Origin of the sequence: Reichenbachiella sp. (assembly GCF_039944555.1) — a bacterium.
In the GTDB taxonomy this organism is placed as follows: domain Bacteria; phylum Bacteroidota; class Bacteroidia; order Cytophagales; family Cyclobacteriaceae; genus Reichenbachiella.
The window spans coordinates 52637-73498 of sequence record NZ_JBDUYN010000014.1 but is presented as its reverse complement, the minus strand read 5'-3'; the positions used below and the strand labels follow the sequence as shown (position 1 = coordinate 73498).

22 protein-coding genes are annotated in these 20862 nt (G+C 40.1%); 10 read left to right on the top strand and 12 right to left on the bottom strand.

Annotated elements, in window-relative coordinates:
* The first annotated feature begins 67 nt into the window (after positions 1-67).
* Together pth and ABJD64_RS21285 are read left to right on the top strand one after the other, a co-directional pair.
* A complete protein-coding gene (pth, locus tag ABJD64_RS21290) occupies positions 68-628 on the top strand; it encodes an aminoacyl-tRNA hydrolase (RefSeq protein ID WP_348176390.1) in 561 nt (186 codons plus the stop codon).
* Between the two features lie 118 nt (positions 629-746).
* Positions 747-980 (top strand): hypothetical protein, encoded by a 234-nt coding sequence (locus tag ABJD64_RS21285; protein ID WP_348176386.1) that lies wholly within the window; start codon positions 747-749, stop codon positions 978-980.
* Between the two features lie 107 nt (positions 981-1087).
* Here ABJD64_RS21285 and ABJD64_RS21280 read toward each other — a convergent pair whose 3' ends face one another.
* Positions 1088-2338, bottom strand: a complete 1251-nt coding sequence (locus ABJD64_RS21280; RefSeq protein WP_348176383.1) for an ABC transporter permease — start codon at positions 2336-2338, stop codon at positions 1088-1090.
* A 361-nt stretch (positions 2339-2699) separates the two neighbouring features.
* Between ABJD64_RS21280 and queA the strand changes: the two genes are divergently transcribed.
* Both queA and ABJD64_RS21270 read left to right on the top strand, forming a co-directional pair.
* Entirely contained in the window at positions 2700-3746 is a 1047-nt protein-coding gene (queA, locus tag ABJD64_RS21275) for a tRNA preQ1(34) S-adenosylmethionine ribosyltransferase-isomerase QueA (protein ID WP_348176380.1), read from the top strand.
* A gap of 19 nt (positions 3747-3765) precedes the next feature.
* Complete coding sequence (locus tag ABJD64_RS21270; protein WP_348176378.1) at positions 3766-4509, top strand: 2-C-methyl-D-erythritol 4-phosphate cytidylyltransferase; 744 nt, start codon at positions 3766-3768, stop codon at positions 4507-4509.
* Between the two features lie 59 nt (positions 4510-4568).
* On the opposite strand, the gene ABJD64_RS21265 is transcribed toward ABJD64_RS21270, so the two are convergent.
* Positions 4569-4790 (bottom strand): DUF2795 domain-containing protein, encoded by a 222-nt coding sequence (locus tag ABJD64_RS21265; RefSeq protein ID WP_084371582.1) that lies wholly within the window; start codon positions 4788-4790, stop codon positions 4569-4571.
* A gap of 187 nt (positions 4791-4977) precedes the next feature.
* Positions 4978-6246: a DUF349 domain-containing protein gene (locus ABJD64_RS21260; RefSeq protein ID WP_348176375.1), complete on the bottom strand. Its 1269-nt coding sequence runs from the start codon at positions 6244-6246 to the stop codon at positions 4978-4980.
* A gap of 103 nt (positions 6247-6349) precedes the next feature.
* Here ABJD64_RS21260 and ettA point away from each other — a divergent pair, with 103 nt between their 5' ends.
* Together ettA and ABJD64_RS21250 are read left to right on the top strand one after the other, a co-directional pair.
* A complete protein-coding gene (gene ettA, locus ABJD64_RS21255) occupies positions 6350-8029 on the top strand; it encodes an energy-dependent translational throttle protein EttA (RefSeq protein WP_348176373.1) in 1680 nt (559 codons plus the stop codon).
* A 92-nt stretch (positions 8030-8121) separates the two neighbouring features.
* Entirely contained in the window at positions 8122-9945 is a 1824-nt protein-coding gene (locus ABJD64_RS21250) for an ATP-binding protein (protein ID WP_348176370.1), read from the top strand.
* Positions 9946-9952: 7 nt separating this feature from the next.
* Here ABJD64_RS21250 and ABJD64_RS21245 read toward each other — a convergent pair whose 3' ends face one another.
* The 3 genes from ABJD64_RS21245 to ABJD64_RS21235 form a co-directional block, all read right to left on the bottom strand.
* Entirely contained in the window at positions 9953-10414 is a 462-nt protein-coding gene (locus tag ABJD64_RS21245) for a GNAT family N-acetyltransferase (RefSeq protein ID WP_348176367.1), read from the bottom strand.
* On the bottom strand, positions 10415-10750 hold the full coding sequence (locus ABJD64_RS21240; RefSeq protein WP_348176364.1) for an NIPSNAP family protein: 336 nt from the start codon (positions 10748-10750) through the stop codon (positions 10415-10417). It lies immediately after the preceding gene.
* 72 nt (positions 10751-10822) lie between these two features.
* Entirely contained in the window at positions 10823-11215 is a 393-nt protein-coding gene (locus ABJD64_RS21235) for a rhodanese-like domain-containing protein (protein ID WP_348176361.1), read from the bottom strand.
* A gap of 134 nt (positions 11216-11349) precedes the next feature.
* On the opposite strand from ABJD64_RS21235, the gene ABJD64_RS21230 reads away from it, so the two are divergent.
* Positions 11350-12237, top strand: coding sequence for a LysR family transcriptional regulator (locus ABJD64_RS21230; protein ID WP_348176358.1), 888 nt, complete (start codon positions 11350-11352; stop codon positions 12235-12237).
* Between the two features lie 27 nt (positions 12238-12264).
* On the opposite strand, the gene ABJD64_RS21225 is transcribed toward ABJD64_RS21230, so the two are convergent.
* From ABJD64_RS21225 to ABJD64_RS21210, 4 genes are all read right to left on the bottom strand, one after another.
* Positions 12265-12822, bottom strand: coding sequence for a cysteine hydrolase family protein (locus tag ABJD64_RS21225; protein ID WP_348176355.1), 558 nt, complete (start codon positions 12820-12822; stop codon positions 12265-12267).
* Between the two features lie 49 nt (positions 12823-12871).
* A complete protein-coding gene (locus ABJD64_RS21220) occupies positions 12872-14554 on the bottom strand; it encodes an alkaline phosphatase family protein (RefSeq protein ID WP_348176353.1) in 1683 nt (560 codons plus the stop codon).
* Between the two features lie 64 nt (positions 14555-14618).
* On the bottom strand, positions 14619-15434 hold the full coding sequence (locus tag ABJD64_RS21215; RefSeq protein ID WP_348176351.1) for a hypothetical protein: 816 nt from the start codon (positions 15432-15434) through the stop codon (positions 14619-14621).
* A gap of 7 nt (positions 15435-15441) precedes the next feature.
* On the bottom strand, positions 15442-16284 hold the full coding sequence (locus tag ABJD64_RS21210) for a hypothetical protein (RefSeq protein WP_348176348.1): 843 nt from the start codon (positions 16282-16284) through the stop codon (positions 15442-15444).
* 163 nt (positions 16285-16447) lie between these two features.
* Between ABJD64_RS21210 and ABJD64_RS21205 the strand changes: the two genes are divergently transcribed.
* Complete coding sequence (locus ABJD64_RS21205; protein WP_348176345.1) at positions 16448-17542, top strand: histidine kinase; 1095 nt, start codon at positions 16448-16450, stop codon at positions 17540-17542.
* Positions 17539-18297, top strand: coding sequence for a response regulator transcription factor (locus ABJD64_RS21200; RefSeq protein WP_348176343.1), 759 nt, complete (start codon positions 17539-17541; stop codon positions 18295-18297). The genes ABJD64_RS21205 and ABJD64_RS21200 overlap by 4 nt, the downstream gene beginning before the upstream one ends.
* Before the next feature lie 63 nt (positions 18298-18360).
* Here ABJD64_RS21200 and ABJD64_RS21195 read toward each other — a convergent pair whose 3' ends face one another.
* The gene (locus ABJD64_RS21195; protein WP_348176341.1) at positions 18361-18882 is read right to left on the bottom strand and encodes a DinB family protein; all 522 of its coding nucleotides are present in this window, start codon (positions 18880-18882) and stop codon (positions 18361-18363) included.
* 160 nt (positions 18883-19042) lie between these two features.
* On the opposite strand from ABJD64_RS21195, the gene ABJD64_RS21190 reads away from it, so the two are divergent.
* A complete protein-coding gene (locus ABJD64_RS21190; RefSeq protein WP_348176338.1) occupies positions 19043-19585 on the top strand; it encodes a hypothetical protein in 543 nt (180 codons plus the stop codon).
* 71 nt (positions 19586-19656) lie between these two features.
* Here ABJD64_RS21190 and ABJD64_RS21185 read toward each other — a convergent pair whose 3' ends face one another.
* Positions 19657-20727 carry a hypothetical protein gene (locus tag ABJD64_RS21185; RefSeq protein WP_348176335.1) on the bottom strand — a complete coding sequence of 357 codons (1071 nt, stop codon included), beginning with the start codon at positions 20725-20727 and terminating at the stop codon, positions 19657-19659.
* Positions 20728-20862: the final 135 nt, after the last annotated feature.

Here is a 20862-nt window from a genome sequence, read left to right as displayed (position 1 = left end):
TCCTGCTCACAGAGCAGGATTTTTTTTTGACTATTTAAGTATTAATTTTCTCATATAAAACTGGTATATGAAATTCCTAATCGTCGGACTTGGCAACATTGGTGTAGAATATGAGCTTACTCGCCACAACATTGGTTTTTTAGTTTTGGATCGTATGGCGGAAGAGCACAACGCCAAATTTGAGCACACCAAACTCGCTAACAAATGCGAATTCAAATTTAAAGGGAGAACTATTCATCTGATCAAGCCCACCACTTACATGAACCTAAGTGGCAAGGCAGTAAACTACTGGATGCAGGATTTGAAAATCAGCAAAGAGAATGTATTGGTAATCACGGACGATATTGCCCTTCCCCACGGCAGCTTACGCATGCGCGCCAAGGGAAACAATGCCGGACATAACGGACTGAAGGATATTGACGCACAGACCGGAGGCAACAATTATGCTCGACTCAAATTTGGTATCGGTAACGACTTCCACAAGGGCCAGCAGGTAGATTACGTCTTAAGTCAATTCTCAAAAGAGCAGATGGACCATTTGCTTTTACCAATCGACAAAGCCTGCGAAATGGCACTTTCATTTTGCACAATAGGGATTCAACGAACGATGAACCAATTCAACGACTAGCTTGTAACCACCTGATTCACTTATACTTGAGTCAAACCGTTAACAATCATTAACAAAATTATTTGTTTAAGTAAAATTATCGTTCTAGCTTCAAGTTTCACTAAACCAATTCGTATTTATGAAATTTTTAAGAAACCTTAGTTTGATTGCTGCGGCAATGAGCTTTTTATTTGTTGTCGGTTGCGGCTCTCAAGGCTCCTCGACAGGAGAGGAAGCAGCAGCAGAAGAAGCAGCTGTAGAAGCTACTGAAATGGAAGCTACTGAAGAAGCACCTGCTATGGATAGCACTGCTGTAGATGCAGCTGATAGTGTTGCTACTGAAGCAGTCGATAGTGTTGCTGCAGAAAACTAAACACTAGACTCACGGGAAAAATTAATTATTGAAATCAGCTATTTAATATTAAAAGATTTCATAAAATCCTGGAAAATTTCAAAAGGACTCTTGAAAGAGTCCTTTTTTTATGATCTTATTGCAATTACGGGATCCATTCTTGCGGCTAGTCCTGCCGGCACAATTCCTGAGATCACCCCTATCACTCCAGACACGGAAAGACCTATCACGATATTTTTCAGACTCATAATAAGCTCCAGGGATCCCAAGTCAACAAAGGTCAACAGGTAAACAAGAAGAATTCCAAAACCTCCACCAAAAAGACTCAAAAAAATAGATTCAAACAGGAATTGATAAAGAATGAAGTTATTTTTAGCGCCAAGCGATTTTTGAATCCCAATAATATTTGTGCGCTCCCTAACTGAGACAAACATGATATTGGCGATGCCAAATCCTCCTACCAAAATAGAAAAACTACCAATAATCCATCCAGCCAAATTGAGAACGGCAAACATCTGACCCAAAAAGGTTGCGAAAGCTTCAGGTCGATTCATGGCAAAGTTGTTTTCTTCTTTAGGTTTCAGCCCTCTTTTTTTTCGCATCATTCCGGCCAGCTCTCCCTCCAATCTTTCTTGCCCCGGGTCATCCTCCATTCCTTTTATATTAATAGCAGAGCCTAGTCCCCTATACTTACTTACTAAATAGAACTTGCTTAGCGTCTTATATGGGATTAGAATATTGTCATCATTGCTGGGTGTATCCAAAAGTGCCTCACCTTCTTCCTCTATCACTCCAATGACCATAAATTTGGCTCCTCTTACTTTTATGATTTTTCCAACAGGTGTTTGAAATGGAAATAGATCCAAGGCAGCTCTTTGTCCAATAAGAGCTACATTACTTGCATTTTCAGTTTCCTGAATGCTAAAATATCGCCCTGACTGAAGCTGCAGGTCATTGATATCCTTATAACCGTGAGAAACACCAATCATATTGAGACCGGAGCTACTGTTACTCTCTATTTTGGCCGTAACGTTCGTCTTGTAGGCATAAATAGCCAGCCCGTCATGATTGACTAAATTAGCCTGCAGATATTTAAACTCCTCATAATCCGGATATGGACGCTGGTAATACTTCCACCAGGGATAAGTACTTCCTCCAAACTGGTAAGGCCACTTTTGAAGAATGATATTATCGGCGCCGAGAAAATTTAAACTATTATTAATACTTCTCTGAAGAGAATCAACCAGGGTAAGGACAGAGATGATAGCAAAAATACCAATGGTAACGCCTAAAAAAGAGAGTACGGTCCTCATTAGGTTCATTCTCAATGCATTGAAGGCAAATCGAAAACTCTCCCAGACCAACCGTAATATCAACATCTTATAATTAATTTATTTGCAATCAATATTTATCAGAACAATTTACTACTTTTGCCCTCTTATTTTGACGTATTGGTCACACAATCGTTACTTTTATTACATGAATGCAATTGAATATTTTATCTTTTCTTTTTTCGGCCAATTATTCAATTCACAACCCATTCCAAAAAATACATTTAGATGAAGCAAGCCATGAGCACTACCGATCACTCGCTCAGCGATAACGGTGTCGGCCTGTTTTATGTAATGATTAAAAAAATTACAAACAGATGAAACCAACATTTACGATGATCACACTCAAAAATGCATGATTGTAGCTATGGTGGTTCCATATGACCGTTAAAAAACAAATTATAGACAGATGAAATTATCAGAATTCAAATTTGACCTCCCTCCAGGACTTCTGGCGCTCTATCCCACAGAAAATAGAGATGAATCACGCCTGATGGTAATACACAAGGACACAGGGGAGATTGAGCATAAAGTATTCAAAGATTTAATCGGTTATTTTGGAGAGGGGGACAGTGTTATTTTAAATGATACTAAGGTTTTTCCTGCAAGGCTTTATGGTAATAAAGAAAAGACTGGAGCCAAAATAGAGGTTTTCTTATTGAGAGAACTCAATAAAGAACTACACCTTTGGGACGTACTTGTTGACCCGGCTAGGAAAATTAGAGTTGGAAACAAGCTATACTTCGGAGAAGGAGATTTAGTTGCCGAAGTTATTGATAATACTACTTCAAGAGGTAGAACCATCAGATTCTTGTTTGACGGTACAGACGAAGAGTTTTACAAGTCTATAGATGAATTGGGTGAAACTCCTCTTCCTAAAGAAATTGCACGAAAGACTGAACCAGAAGACAGAGAGAGATTTCAGACTATATACGCAGATAAAGTTGGTGCTGTTGCAGCCCCTACGGCTGGTATACATTTCACCAAGCAAATGTTGAAAAGACTGGAATTGCAAGGTGTTGACACCAGAGCTATTACATTACACCTTGGCCTTGGCACTTTTAGACCTGTAGATGTAGAGGATCTTACTAAACACAAAATGGATTCAGAGAATTACATCGTTCCTGAAGACACTGCTTCTCTTGTAAACAAAGTTCTTGATGATAAGAAAAAGGTTTGTGCTATCGGAACCACTGTATTGAGAGCACTGGAGTCTTCAGTATCTGCTAATGGTAGGTTGAAAGCTAATGAGGGCTGGACCGATAAATTTATCTTTCCTCCCTATGATTTCAAAATTGTGAAATCTTTGGTAACCAACTTCCATTTACCAGAGTCAACCCTTTTAATGAATGCTGCGGCATTCGGGGGATTCGATCTAGTTATGGAGGCTTATCAAGTCGCAATCAAAGAGAAGTACAGATTCTTTAGCTATGGCGATGCCATGTTGATCATCTAGTTAAATAAGGAATTAAAACATGAAACTCCGGAGCGCTACTTCGGAGTTTTTTTGTTTTATAGAATCACCTATTATTGCCTACATGAAATATTATGCTGTTATAGTAGCAGGTGGGTCAGGAAACAGAATGCAAAGTCATCAACCAAAACAATTTTTGGAATTGACCGGTGTCCCGATATTGATGCACACCCTGGATGCATTCTATAACTGTGATCTGAACATAGAAATTATTTTGGTATTACCTTCTGATCATGTAAACACCTGGAAGGCATTGATCGCTAAACATCAGTTCGACACCCCACATCGTATAGCTGAGGGAGGCGCTACCAGATATGATTCAGTAAAAAATGGACTTGACCAAATTAACGGCAATGGAATTGTTGCCATTCACGACGGCGCCAGGCCTTTAGTCACCTCAGATGTAATTCACCGTACGGTAGATGAGGCTCAAAAAAGCGGAAGTGGCATTGCGGCGGTACAGGTAAAAGACTCCATTAGACAAATGGTCAACGGACAAAACAAATCAGTTGACCGTAGTAAGTTTTATGCCGTTCAGACGCCCCAGACCTTTGATGTACAACTAATAAAAAAGGCGTTTGCCGCAAGTAAATCTAATTTATTTACTGATGATGCCACGGTGGCGGAGGCTTCGGGAGTAAAAGTGGTGTTGGTCGAGGGTAGGTATGATAATATCAAAATTACTACTCCAGAAGATCTGGTAGTTGCTGAAAAAATATTAGAACTCCGAAACAAAAATGCCTGACCATTCATAGAATGCCAGGCACAGTCTTTTATTGTTCGCTGGGTATGGGTATCGAGTAGCTAGTACTCGTCCTCATTAAAGAAGAAATCCTCTTTCGTAGGATAATCCGGCCAAATTTCTTCAATAGTTTCAAAAGGATGTCCATCGTCTTCTAGCTCTTGAAGGTTCTCAACCACTTCCAAAGGAGCTCCTGACCGAATGGAATAATCGATCAATTCATCTTTTGAAGCGGGCCAAGGCGCGTCCTCCAAATATGATGCTAATTCTAATGTCCAATACATAATTACTTCCTTTAATTCCGGTGTTTTATATAATCGTGCAAAAATAAATTTTTCATTCAATAATCAAACTATTGATTGGCTTATCTCAAGATTTATTTTAACTGAATATAATTCGTATCAAAAAAAAATACAACTGATCTTTTCAAGGATTCTTATATTTTTTTTGAAAAACCTAACGAAGCAAACATCAGAGTTGTTTTATTTTCTCCTGACATTCTTTCAGAAGATTTTTTTTAAGGGTCACTTTTTCTTGCTGTGCAGACAGTTTTTCTTCAAGCATATCCACAAATGATCCTTTATTGATATGCATTTTGTCCATGTTCTCTCTAAACGACTTCAATTCACTTTCGTCTCTGTGCAGCAAATCTCTTACTACTCTCAACAAATCTTTGAACTGGTCCTTCTTTTGCTTTTTTGCAAAGCCTTTGTTTTTCTTATGAGTCAAACTCAAAATAAATTGACGTTCCTGCCACTCACGAGATAATCGCATGAAGGACTCATGAACTTCAGGGTGAGATTTTTTTGAAACGTGTCCGCTATTTTTCCATTTGGTTTTTAACTCCTCAAAGGCCTTACTGTCATTCTCGAATCCATTGGCCACCAAATTCTTCAATTCTTCTAAAATCTCAGATTTGGCCTTTAGATTTTCCTTTGCTCCTATCGCCTTGTTTTTACGATCCGCGTTTCTCTGTTTTTTTTGTTTATTGAAATAATCCTGGGTTACCTTCCAGTATTTGTCATTGATAGATTTAAAATCATCCTCAGGAATTCTGCCAATCTCCTTCCACTGTTTTTGTAATTCCTTTACCCGATCTGAACTGCTTTGTAATTCATTATTGGCAATAAAAGATTTAATCTCTTCAATAATAGATCGATATTCTTCGAGTCTGGCATTCACCAGCATCTTCTTATCTTCATTAAAGGCATTTCTTTTTTCAAAGAAACCATCCACACCAGTTTTAAACTTGGCTTCCAATTCTGCTCTGACGGCCTGCTCTGGGCTCCCTGTCTTAAGCCATCGTAATTTCAAATCCTTTATTTGCTCAAAGGCCTCCTCTTGATCATTATTAGCCAGAATAGCGTCAAGTTCCAACAGCAGCGCACTTTTGATTTCGGTGTTCTTGGCTCTGTTCTTCTGGACATAGTCGTTCAAAAGTGATTCCAAAGATTTGATCCGGTCCAATAAAATCTGGTAATCGCCCAGGCCGGCATGAGTAGGAATTGCATCTCTAATATTCTCAAGGCTTGATAGGAATGAGCCCTTATTATTCTCGGTATTGATCTTATTTTCGATCTCATCCAATTTGAGCCTCAGTTTATCAAACTTCTTGGTAAAGAAGGACACGACATCAGCGATTTCTTCTTCGGCTATTTCTTTCAGTTTGAGCGCTTCTTCCTGGCCAAAAGCTGACCGGAAGAGTACATTATTTTCAACGTGTCCGTACGGTATTTTCACAATATCTGGCGATTGCCTTTTCTTTAATAAATCGGCTGCAAATTTACAAAATCAGGCCAAAGACAGAATATTTTTAGCATATTTGTCGGAAAAATTACAACCTATGAGCGACGAAAAAATCATCTTTTCAATGGCTGGGGTAAACAAGATTTATCCTCCTCAAAAACAAGTACTCAAGAACATCTATCTCTCCTTTTTTTATGGTGCCAAAATCGGTGTGCTGGGATTGAATGGTTCAGGAAAGTCGTCGCTGTTGAGAATTATCGCTGGATTAGACCAGGAATATCAAGGTGAGGTTGTCTCCTCTAAAGAATATAGCGTTGGACTCCTTGAACAGGAACCTCAGTTGGATCCAAGCAAAACTGTAAAACAGGTTGTAGAAGAAGGCGCACAGGAAATTGTAGATCTGTTACAACAGTTTGAAGACATCAACGCCAAGTTTGCTGATCCTGAAGTACTTGACAATCCTGACGCCATGGATAAACTCATTCAGGATCAGGCTGTTGTACAAGAGAAATTGGATGCCGCTAATGCGTGGGAATTGGATAGCAGACTGGAACGTGCGATGGATGCACTCCGCACACCTCCCGGAGAGGCTAAGATTGAAAATTTATCAGGAGGTGAAAAAAGAAGAGTAGCACTGTGTCGCCTACTACTTCAAGAACCAGATGTCTTGCTGCTTGATGAGCCTACAAACCATCTGGATGCTGAATCTGTTCTATGGCTTGAACAACACCTTAATCAGTACAAAGGAACAGTAATAGCTGTCACTCACGACAGGTATTTTCTTGACAACGTAGCTGGTTGGATCCTTGAATTGGATCGTGGTGAGGGTATCCCCTGGAAGGGCAATTATTCGTCCTGGCTAGATCAAAAACAAAAACGACTCGCTCAAGAGGAAAAAACGGAGTCTAAAAGACAAAAGACGCTTGAAAGAGAGTTAGAATGGGTACGCATGACTCCTAAGGGAAGACAGGCCAAAGGGAAAGCCAGACTTTCCGCCTACGACAAGCTTGCCGGACAGGATGCTTCAGAAAGAGAAAGCAAATTAGAATTATACATTCCGCCCGGACCCCGTTTGGGTGACAAGGTGATTGAAGTGGAAGGTGTCTCAAAGGCATTTGGAGACAAACTACTTTATGAAAACCTAACCTTTTCCTTACCTCAGGCCGGAATCGTGGGGATCGTAGGTCCCAACGGCGCAGGTAAGACCACTTTGTTTAACATGATTACTGAAAAGGAAAAGCCGGATAGTGGGACATTCGATATTGGCTCTACTGTGCAGATTGCCTATGTGGATCAAGAACATGACGACCTCGACCCTAACAAAACGGTTTGGGAGGTCATTTCTGAGGGTAATGAGCTGATTGAATTAGGTGGCAAACAAATGAATTCCCGTGCCTATGTGAGCAAATTCAACTTTGGTGGATCTGACCAGGGAAAGAAGGTAAGCGCTCTTTCTGGTGGAGAAAGAAACCGTGTACATCTGGCCATGACCTTGAAACAAGGTGCCAATTTGCTACTACTTGATGAGCCAACCAATGATCTGGACGTAAATACACTCAGAGCGCTGGAAGAGGCACTTGAAAATTTTGCAGGCTGTGCTGTAATCATCAGTCACGATCGCTGGTTTTTGGATCGTGTTTGCACGCACACTTTGGCATTTGAGGGAGATAGTCAAGTGTACTTCTTTGATGGTCCATTTTCAGCTTATGAAGAAAATCGTGTTAAACGTCAAGGCAACGTTGAGCCGAAGCGCATCAGGTACAAGAAATTGCAATAAGACCGTATGCATACGTCTCCAATCGCAATGCATTTAAGAACATTGCTCTTGGCGATATTGCGAAAGCCAGGATATTTTCTCATATTTAATGTATGCGCTTTTCTTTATTCATTTTGTCTTTTTGTATCCTAACTCCCCTAAGCGCGAGGTGTGATTCATGGCAGCAGGCACTGGAAAAGAAAAAAGCCAGCCTCGATCTACGCTGGCATACTTCCAAACCCTTCATTCAATATGATACTAAGGGCAACCTGATAGGCATTGAGTATGAAATCGTTGAGGCGTTTGGTGAATATGTGAAGCAAAAGTACCAAGTAGAGCTTGGCCTTAACTGGATCGAAGAAGATGATTTTCATCTGATTCTCGACAATGTCAAAAATTCACCGGTTAAAAATGTATTTGGTTCGTCCGCCTTTTCAAAAACCAAAGAGAGACAGCGGTATGTAAACTTTTCGGATACCTACTTAGCTGATATAACTGTATTGGTCTCGAGCCAGGGCACTCCTATTATTCGTAATTTTGATGAGATTCATCAGATGCTACAAGGCATGCAAGCCATCACTATCAAAGGCACAGTATATGAAACGCTTTTGCTAAAAATGAAGGACCAGGTCAATGTCGATTTTGAAATCTCATACATCGACAGTGATGACAATGTATTGAGTCATATCAGTCAAAATGATAAAATGTTTGGTTTTATAGATTTACCAATTTATTTAATGTGGATTAAAGAAGGAAGAGATCTTATTCGTCAAAATTTCTTTACTGTCAGAGGGGCTGGCTATGGTTTTATCATGCCGTCTTCCAGTGACTGGTACGTCCCTTTCAATCAGTTTCTTGCCGATCAGGATTACAAGGCTCGAATCGATGGAATTATCGCTAAGTATCTTGGAGAAGAATTATATCTCTTTATCGACGGCTCCTATGATCGAGAGCAGTTAAGCACGTATATACTTACCAAGGAAAAAGAGATACAGCTCGAACTCATTAAGAACGCCAACCTTAAATTTCAAAAGGAAAAGACCTACAAACGAATTCTGGTAATTGGGATCTCTCTTACATTGATTTTCTTGTTTTGCATCATCTATTTCTTCCAAAAGAATAAGAAAAAGACAGAATTAATCATTGAACAAAAAAATCAGATTGAGTCTCATGAAATAGATATCAAACAAAAGAACGAACAGTTGATGAATCGTAACGCTCAATTGCTAGCACTGAATGAAGACAAAAACAATTTGGTTAGTATCCTGGCGCATGACCTCCGGTCTCCGCTCAGCAATATTCTGGGTCTATCTGGCCTTTTGAAAGACAGTCAATCGAGTCCCGAAGCCAGCGATAATGGCTACCTGGAAAAAATCAGTGAGGCGGCAAATCAAATGAATCAAATGATTATAAAAATCCTTGACGTTGGTTCGTTAGAAAGAAATCAAAATAGCATTCTTAATGAGAAGGTAAATGTGAACCAAATCGTTCTTGATTTGGTCACACGATATCAACCGCAAGCGATGAATAAGACCATTTCTATTGAGGTTGGGCTTCCTGACCATATACTTCATTTAGAAACAGACCACATGCTACTTTTTTTGATACTAGAAAATTTACTATCCAATGCGGTGAAATTCTCCCCCTCTGGTAGCACTATTACAATGGAAGCACTCGAAAAAAATGAACAGATTAATATCTGCGTGACGGACCAAGGGCCAGGCTTTACGGAAGAAGACAAGGCATTGATATTCAATAGGTTTCAAAAATTGAGCGCTCGACCTACAGGGGATGAAACTTCTACAGGACTAGGCCTGTCTATTGTGAAAAAATATGTGACTGATCTTGGAGGGGAATTGTGGCTGGAATCAGAAAAAGGAAAAGGAAGTACTTTTTTTGTGAGTTTGAAAAAAAAGAATGCTGAGTTCTCCGCTTGACCGTCCACTACACTTGAAGAAAAAATCTCACTTTTGACTTCGAGTCGGCCCCATTTTGTTTGTAAAATTTGATTGCCCTAGTATTTGAAGTTGGCGTTTGCCATTGAATTTCAGTACAACGTTCATTATGAGCATATTCAACTATACATTCGATGAGTTTTTTTCCAAGTCCTTGATTACGGGCGTCAGGACTCAGGTAGAGACAATCCATATAAATGTAATGCCTGGCGTCCCAGGTTGAGAATTGTTTCATAAAAGTTGTATATCCCATAAGATTCTTTTCATCAGAAACAACCAAGCACTTAACAGGTGAATCGTTAGAGAATAAGTATTCAGAAAGTTCTTTGGCTTTGCCACCTTTAGAATAACCTGCATCCTCATATGATGCATGATCAGCACAAAGTTGAATTAGCTGATTCATGTCCGCCAGCTTTACTGGTCTTGCGAGATAATTTGTTTTTTCATTCATTTATACCGGCAGTTTTGCTTTATCCTTATTACCTGAAAAGACCGGTTTCATAAAACTTCTTTCATAACTGATTATGCACTTGGTCTGCACCGCATATTCCAAGGCTTTCTTACAATCCGGACTGGAAACCATACGATTCCTGTATACCTCATAGTCAGCCAATGCAGGAAACGAAAAGGAGGCATACCCAATGTTATTAGCCCCTTCATGTGGAAGTAAATAGCCATGATGTAACCCTCCGTACTTGTTTACAAGGTCAATCCACATTTTTCCGTAAGTTTCGAACTCACTGATCTTTTGTGGGTCAATTGTGTATTTCAAAAAACATGTAATCATATGCGGTAATTTAAATTAGAGTAAATAAGCAGATAAAGCATTCATAAAATACTTTATCTGCTAGTTTGTTATTCAACAGGCGCATTGTATTTCGGTGCCAGCTATCGCCTGGCTTCCTTCAGTGGAGTATCCATCACGTTTCCACCAGTCCAGCCCCCCAATGAGCTCCCTCACCTTGAAACCTAATTGTGTCATTTTTAAAGAACCTTTTGTAGACCCGTTGCAACCAATGCCGTCACAATAGCAGACGTAAATAGCTTCTTTGTCCAATCCAGAAATACTTGACGCATCCATCTTTCTGTGTGGTAAATTGATCGCCCCTGGAATATGTTCCGTTTCATAGGCAAACTCTTTACGAGTATCCACAATTACCACATGGGCAGTCTCTTCTAATTTTTCAAAAAGGTCAGCCGAATCCCATTCAAAACTCAATTTTTTCTGATAGTACTTGATTTGATCATTCATGATAATTCTAATTTTGTTTCTACAAATCAATTCTAATATTACCGGTCGTTAATTTTTCATAGTTGAATAATACAGCAGTCTTAGTTGAATTTATTTCAAGTCAATTGTCTTTACTATTTATTTACTTAGCCTCTATGGAAATCAAATATCTGAAACTGATTCAAACTATTGCCGAAGAAGGGAATATTTCAAATTCTGCGGACAGACTGTTTCTAACCCAATCTGCACTGAGTCATCAGCTGAAAGAAATTGAGGAGCGTCTCGGTTTTAAGATCTTTATTCGTGCTCGCAATAATTGGAAGCTCACCGAAGAAGGTAAGGAGTTGTACAAATTATCGCAATCCGTGCTGAAAGAGATAGAAGATCGCCTGATTAAAATCAAAGACATTAGAGCAGGCTCACAGGGTACGATTCGTATCAGCACTGAGTGCTATACTTTCTATCATGGTCTGCCTGAGTTTATTCAGAAAATGGCATTACTATACCCTCAGATCGATATTCGAATGGTAGTTGAGGCAACACATCACCCTGTTTCCAAATTATTGTCCAACGAATTGGATATTTCTATTGTGACGGCGAGACCGGAAAATGATCAATTAGAAACGATTGAACTGTTCGAGGACGAGATATTCGCAGTTATGCATCGAGAGCATGAGCTAGCGACAAAGCCATTTTTGGAAGGCATGGATCTTCTAAATCAACATTTGATTATTCATTCTTTTCCGCTGGAGACTGTTTCGGTTTATCAATTGTTTCTAAAACCTCACAAAGTCGAACCTGTAAAAATCACTGCCATTCCGCTGACAGAAGTTGCGTTGGAATTAGTTCAGGCTAACATGGGCATTAGCTGCTTTCCCAAATGGGCTCTAAAATCCTTCAAACTACCAGAAACTTTGGTTTTTAAATCACTCGGGCGATTAGGTCTAAAAAGAAAGCATTATTTGGTTTATCGATCTGAAGACAGCAGTAAAAAATACATTACAGATTTCATAGATAATATCGAAGATGAGTTTTCCCTATAAGGAAAACATCTGATATTTAATTAGGTATTACCTCTCTAATAGCCTTTGCGTATCCAAGATCTCAGCGAATTCATCCTTTAGAGTTGCCAATGTGGTAAGATGAATAACCTCAGCCTCGTAGGACTCACCGTCTATTCCAACCTTGTTGAAAGCCGCTGTTGCATCTGAAATAATAATTACCTTATAACCCATATTTGCAGCCATTCGAGCAGTTGTTGATACGCAATGCTCGGTCGTAAGTCCAACAATAATCAGGTCGGTTATATTTTGAGCATCTAATCTGTTTTTCAGATCTGTTCCAATAAAAGCACTATTGACACTCTTTCCAATAACAGGCTCGTTGGCGAGAGGTGCAACTATTGATTTGATCTGATTGCCTGGCTTGCTGGGATGCAATGGGGAATCAGCATTGGTAGAATTGTGCTGAATATGAAAAATGGGCCATGCTTTGGCTCTGAACAAGTCCAATATTTTTCTGCAATTGCCCTCGGCATCCGGATTATTTCTTTGGCCACCGTAGTAGTCCAGTTCATCCAGGCCGTCCTGAATATCAATTAGTAATAGGGCTGACTTCGTGATGCTCATATTGGCTAAAATAACGCTAATGGATTTAGTCAAAAAAACGCAAGTGAAATTATTCACTAGATTCCAGTCCCAGGTGGGTCAAAACCAGATTTGATATATCTGTGGTCTGGCAGGAAACACAAGGTCGATCCGAAATGATCATCCCATAAGCATCTTCATGATCAAGTCCATAGCCATGATCTCCTTTGAAGAACGGCTGACTGAATAGCGGGTCATTTGCCTTACCATTACGTTCGAATATGTAACCAGGCTTCAGTATAACAAAAAGGTCACCTGAATTTTGATGGTCCATTCCGATTTTTCCTAATTCGTCTTTTGAATAAATTTGATCCACTACTGGCATTCCTGAATTCGGATCAGTACAGTTTTCAAACACAGCGATTAATTTGGCCAGGATATCTGTCTTGTCATTTGTCGTCAGTTGAGGGTTTATGTAAATATGGCTGGAGACCTTCCCGGCAATCCCTTTGGCCTCCCACCCTATTTGTTCTACGTCAGTGATTATTTCATTCTGCGTTAATAAATGCTCCAAATTAACTGCTTTCTGAATTGGTGAAAATCCATGACCCGAGGCAATAATCAACGTGTAATCATTTACATCCGCAAACTCCTTAATTTGATCGAAATCATCATTCATCCGATCATAGGCTAGCTCCAGTTCATCCCGAAGTTCGTTGGTGGACATGATGGTATTCCAAAAGGCATGACCATATCGGTCCATCAGCGGATAATCAACCATGATCAGATCATAGGTTTCCCTATTAGCTACATAGTCAAACACATCCATGACGTAATCCAGCTCATCATTAATCTCTTCTATCAAAGTACTGGCTGTTATTTCACCTATGGCGTAACCCACAATATTTGGCCAACCTTTCGAAGCGCCTACCGCCTGGTCTACCTCAGCCAAAAAAGAGCTTGGATATCCTCGATTCACGAAAGACCCTCTGACATAAAAGGTGATCTTATCACTCTGCGATTCCGTCCATTTCAAACGAAAAGCTTCTTTTCCAGCACTTGATTTATTTACCAATTCAAGCCATTCGTCCTTTTGGATTCGGTTCAGCACTCCGGAATCACTTTCAACATACAATGTTCTACGTTCAGATGGTCTTTTGTAAACCTTGAATTTTTGAGTAGCGCTGCTGAGAAAACCAATAGACTCTTCCCCAGTCTCTGTATAATTGATTAGCGAGTCTTTTTTGACTAATGATGGTACAAGATACACGAATCGGCCCTCTGCCCTATTTTCTCCTTGCACCAGGCAGTCTACATTTTCATGCGTTTCATATTTTCCGTTTAAGGTTAGGGCGCCTACGTTTAATACTCGCATGCCATTCTTATCTGCTTTTTCCCAAAAAGCGGCTTGCTCAAATCTGGTCTCGAAACCACTTCGGACCGTTATCCTTTGATTCTCGTATCTGCCGAAATTGTGCCCAACGATTCCGTGCTTGCTTGGAAATACTCCCGTTTCAAAAGATGCTATGTTACATATGGTCACCGCATTGGTAATTGGTTCGAGTTTTTGCAGTTTACCATTAGAACGTGCTCGCTGTAGAAACCCTTCTTGGTCGGAAATTTCCAAATAGTTCATCAGATTTGAATGGGACAAGCCTCTTGCATGAACAACGATTACCTTCTGTTCTGTAGCAGAATCAGGCACGCAACTCTGCAAAAAAAGAAGAAGAATCAGGATATATAAACTATGATGTTTCAATTCAATATCAATCATTTTCACTGGAAATATAAAAAAGGCGGCAGACTCCTCCGCCGCCGAACTCTAAAACCATAAATCTTCAGTCGAACACGACTGAATTTTCTTCCAGCGCCAAACGCCTGTAATCGAAACGTCGACTGAGGCTATAATTGCTAACCGTATGAATGCCATAATTTTCTCCACTCAGCTTATATGTATCATAGCGTGTGGGCATTTTTATTCCTTCCACATCCGTATAAGATTTGTAGACTTTCAACAATGGCCCCAGGAACTTAGTATCCTCAGGCACTCCAAAAACCTTAAACAAATCCTGATGTACCACAGTATACTTCACCCCTCTCAACATCTTGGTGTCTTCATCTATCATCAGGTCAAAATATTCATGTGGTGAAGAACCGACAAACTGCAGTCGAACCTGATGAAGTGTCTTTTCCGGTTCTATTATGGATACAACGGTATCGGATTTCATCTGTAGCCTGGCGATTTCATCTTGTGTCATCCAAACTATGTTGATAAAAAAATATGAAATCCCTGCCATCATGCTTGGTGGATTACCTCTTTTCCAATCTGTGGTCCATATTTTTTCACCGTTGTTTACTAAGGTAGCACTGTCAATCGTCCAATCCTGATAGCAATAGCGCTTACCCTGGAGATGCACCTCTTCAGAATACCAATGATCGTCCGGGCGAGAGGGGTCTACCATATCGTGTGAATAACTTATCGTAGATGCCTCATTCCAGATTTGCATTCCGCCATGTGCGGCTATCATCTCGTGAACAAGTTTTTGAGTTTCGGAATTATCATATTTGGCGGGCAATTGATCGCTTCTGCCTATGTAGAAGGCCCCTGCCAATAGCGCCGTAATAACGACTGCATATGTTAGTAATCTCGTCATGGTATGGTCAAATTTTCTTTCGCTTATCACTGGACGTGTCTACAATTGAATTACTGGATTTTTTCATTCTTGAGTTGTCGAATTTATTATCCAGACTGTACTTTACTATGGCATGATTGCCATAGACCTTAGTCATATCGGTATTACCGGTATGCATCAAATTGGGATAAATCAGCCCATCGATCGCTGTAAATGAATCATTGATTCTAAACATCGGGCCAAACAGGTTTTTCTCCGGAGGAAATCCAAACAGGTCCAGCATATAGCCATAGCCGATAGAGTATTCATAACCAACCAGCAAATAACTTTCGGCATCTATATAGAGCTTATAGGTATCATTTTTTGTTTTACCCATTGCTGGTTTTTCAGAAAAACCCATCTCAATCACATACACCTCATTTTCAAAGGAGTCGTGCTTGATTTTTTTTGCTTCGCTCAATGTCACATTTGAATCCTGCGTCAGCCAAGGCAGATTGAGGAAATAATAAAAGAATAGGGCCTCAAACTTAGGTGCGTTGCCAATTTTCCAATTTTCCGACCAGGTCTCATTTCCATCAGAAGCCATAGTGGCATCATGGCTTAGCCAATTCTGATAAACGCGACGTGTCTTCGGGTCTACAGTTACTTCATTGATCCAAAAGGGTCTTTCACCTAAGGAAGAGCTGAACATGATATTCTGAAAACTAAAAGACTTGCTGTTCCTCCACTTCTCCAGCCCGCCATGTGCTTCTATCATCTTGAGTACTACCTCACGGGTTTCAGCAGTGGCATACTCTGGCTCTGAGACGGCCATCAAGTGCGTTGAGCCGGTCAGTGTTAGAATGAGTAATAGCGTTTTGATTTTCATCATTGTTGTTTGTTTTGATTTGCAGAGCAAACGGTCAGAAGTAAAAAGCAGTCCTGAAATTGATGTGAATTGCAAAATCAGATGCGAAACACAATAAAACACGCTGGTCGGCCCAAATAGGAATCCGAAATAAGGGGTCTTCGTATTAATCTCTAACTTAGATATAATGAGCAAACTGTTTGTCACAAAAAGGCCGCCCATCGGTCAGCTTCTGATTTATGCAACTGCATTGATTTTTTCACTGATAGTAGTGGTTCAATCCAGTAAAATGGATGACGGGAATATTTCACTCAACCTTAACCATATCATTCTTTTCACTATCAATTATCTGATATGGGCACTGCTCGTCCCTTACTTGTATGGAGCCCTTGTCGACGTATTTGATCATTCACCCCGACCTTCCGGTATTTTATTTTTTGTATTCAGGATAGTGGCTCTTATATTCTTGCATTTCGTATTGTCAAATCTGCTATACTACGCTACTCTCATCCTTATCTCAGGTTATTCCTGGCATAATTTTGTTGCGGACATGCAGATGGTTTATCTCCGAGCTATGCTCAGCAGGGCTGTGGATGTGGCGGTTATAGTGGGTCTGCTGAAAGTCATTGAAAACTTTCAATCATTATCGGCGAGTAAACTTCAGCTGTCCGAACTTGAAAAGCAATTGAGTCAATCTGAGCTGACTGCTTTAAAAGCCCAGCTCAATCCGCACTTCCTTTTCAATTCGTTGCATGCCTTGCATTCATTAATTGGATATGATGATGAAAAAGCCAAATCCATGACCATTAAGATTAGTAATTTGCTCAGAAAGAATCTGGATCAATCAGGCAAACATCTAATTACACTGGAAGAAGAACTTGCTTATCTCAAAGACTACATGGACATCGAGCTGGAACGGTTCCATGATCGATTGACGATTCAGATCGATTCAGACAATCAGGCCAAACAAGAACTCGTACCCAACATGCTCCTGCAACCCTTGGTAGAAAATGCTTTTAAGCATGGCATTTCTTTGATTGAAGGAAATAGTAAGATCACATTGTCCGCTGCAAATATGGAAGATGGATTGGAAATCATCATTACTAATACCGTACCTGCGCAAAATCAGGACAAATCATCGGCACCATCCATGGGTATTGGGCTAAACAATGTAAAACATCGAATGAAACAGGTTTATGCTGATCAATTCAAGTTTGACGTATGTCAAACTTCAAAAGAATTTTCAGTTCGATTACTCATTCCAAAAAAATCTACCCTATGAAAATGACTTGTATCCTGGTTGATGATGAACCACACGCCAGAAGGTATCTTCACGACTTATTGAAAAATGAGCCCGAAGTAGAGGTAGTCGGTGATTTTAAGAACGGCCGTGAAGCACTTGACTACATGACCAAACATACCCCGGATGTCATTTTTCTTGATATCCATATGCCCGGAATGGATGGCTTGTCGCTGGCGAAAATTTTGAATGGCAAAAAAAGCATGGTCATATTCACCACGGCATACGATCATCATGCGGTGGAAGCGTTCGAATTAGAAGCTTTTGACTATCTACTTAAACCGTTTGACAAAAATCGCTTTACCCAGGTACTTGAGCGGGCTAAAGAAAGAATTGCGATGAATTCGCAAGCTGATTTGAATCTAAAGGTCAAACAACTTTTCCAAGATTTTGAGTCCAACCAGTCTCCGCACCTCACCACACTCGAGTTTAAAGAAAGGGGCCTGCACAAGAGTATTGCCGTAAACGACATCATCTGTTTTGAGGCCAGCTCAGTCTATGTACAAGTACACACGGCTACTCAATCCACACTCTATAGAACTTCACTCAGCTTACTTGAGCAGCAGCTTCCCCCGGAACAGTTTGTGAGAATACATCGATCCTTAATCATTAATAAAGATCTAGTCCGGAGTTTTCAATACCTGAATAACAATACTTTTAAGTTTCTTATGGAAAATGATAAGAGCTTTGTATCGAGCCGAAGCTATTATGCGCAGATCAATCAGGCATTTGCATAAAAAAAGCCGTCACGCTAGTGACGACTCTCAAACTCTACTCCGTTAATTAGTTAATCATTTTAATCAGAGCAGCCAACTTGTCGATTTGGCTGGAGCCACTGCTTTCAATCGCATATAAATAGTAATTTTTCCTTGCTCTCGCTGAAGATGATGTTCCGTTAGCATGAGCGCTTCGGTACGTGTGAGCTTTTGGCCAAACATGTCGATTTGTTCATCATAGCCTTTTATTGTTGGTAGAGTTTTGATTACAAAATCGAAAGATTGTTCCAGATCTTTTATTACAGCTGCCTTGCCTTTTACATTTTGCATGGTATTGGCGTTGGCTTTTTCATTATCGACGCCGGCGAGGTATCCTACAAAGAATCGATTGGAAGTCGTGATATGCTTGATCTGGTCTTCAAAACTTCTTAAACCCTCAGCTGGTACTTGTGAGTAATATTCTTCAGGCATGGCCTTGGCGGAATTGACCACCATGTTTTTCATATTGCTCCATTCGTATACCAGTCGGTCAGTTTTGATAGACTGAGCAAACAGTGATGTGCTTATCATTCCTGGAATGAACAGGCAAAGTAATAACTTCTTCATATTGATCTTTTTATATTGATTTGAAAAGACCAACGGCGCTCATTGACACCTGATTCGAAAAATGATACGGATGACAATATATGTTGTCAAATAGCCTTCAAAACAGCTATCATTGAATAATTACCTAACTTTAGAACTAAAAAAACCAATAAACTATCTTATGAAATTGATCTATTCTATAGCTTGTATGCTTCTTGCGATGGTCGGATGTCAGCCGCCACAAGGCAATTCTGTGAACGAAGCATTTGAGAAAAATTCTCAAACCGTAATGACTTATTTAGAAGGCATTCAAACTGAAAGTCTGGATTATGATGCTCTATATGCCAAAGACGCAATAGTTCGCGGTACCGGCTTTGGCTCTCCGGATTCTCTTACCCTTTCGGATATCATCGCGGAGAACAACGTGTCCTGGTCACTATTTGATCTCGAACTGGTTACAGACCCCATTGTTCTATTGCCTGGTGTTAATGTCGATACCAAAATGGCTGATGGCTCAGTCAGATATTATGGTGACTGGAAAATAACTATCCCGGCTACTGACTCAACAAATGCAAAATCAGGCGTACTCAGGTTATATGAATCATTCGACTTTGACGAGAACGGAAAAATTGTATTCCAACAGTACTACGGTGACTACACCGCACTCATAATACACTTGATGACTAATAAATCAGATAGTACCGAAGAAGGAGAAAGCGAATAGTCATTCAAAAAGGTCTGAAAAGAGCCATTATAGAATCTCCTTAGGCTCTTTTTATTTCATTTTCTGATGTCCTAATAAAATTCTAAGATTTTCTTATTTAGCTCTGCATAACTCTCATCGCTGGCCAAATAATTCATGTATGAAAAGGCCCTGGTCGTTTTTTCAACGTCCACTTTTTTTTCCATTCCTCCCATCGACTCTCCTCCAGGGTAAATAAGCGAGTTTCCTTCTGTAGATATTTCTCCTGTTTCTGATATTCTGCCAGCCTGCCAATTGGCGGCACAAGTGACAGTCTCCATCAGCCTGGTTCTAATTGTGGCGTGCTCTTCTCCTGAAAGAAGTGCATACAACTCTAAACCTAATTTGATAGATTCACCATTATAACTGGAATCCCATCCTCCAGCCTCTGTGAAGTAGCCTTCAGTGCTGTTATGCGCTGCAAAAACTCTCTCCAACATCGGTAAAGACAGTTTGGCTCCTTCCTCATCTTGTAAGTAACCACCCAACAAGTAAATCGCTATCACGTCATAGAACAATCGGCTCGGGGACATTCCATCACCTTCTCTGAGCAGCTCAATGTTAGTTTTCAGATACTGCAGTAAAAGGTCTATCTCTTCGTTCAAATCGGCAATAGACATCTTGGCAGAATGATTGTCTGCCAACTGGTTATACCATTCTGACTGCTCAAGCAATAGCAAACTTGCTCCTAATCCATAGGCATAAATAGCCGTTTCGTTGGCTAGTCGAGTCGCGGGTGGTGCCTGGTTGTTAGGTGCGTCTGGTGGTGCCACGAATTCAAAATCGCCAGCCTCAGTCTGACGAGAAAAAGAGTAATTAAGGTTTTGAACGTAAGCATCCAGCGTCTCCTCATTTTCGCTTCGAATAGCCTCTTCTACTAAATAAGTCATTGCGACTTGAGATCTTACATGAATATACCCCTCCTTATTTCTGCCCAAAGCTCCATTTTCGTCTGGGTAATCGATGAATTTGGTCAATACGTTTTCCGGAACATTAGATATCAAGTTAATAAAATCTACTTCATCAATTAAGGAGACAGTAACACAATTGGTAACCTGATTGGCGTCATCATCGCAAGCAATGAATGAGAAAAGTGCTAGGAATAAAAAAAATGCTGGTTTCATAGGTACAAATCTATTAAACAATTGATTTGTCATACAAATGGATAACTTAGATTTCCTTAATCACCCCTTTTTAATTTCTCTTATCAGATTATTAGGAATCGTCGTTTTCAAGGGTCTTAAGAGCTTCTAAACGAT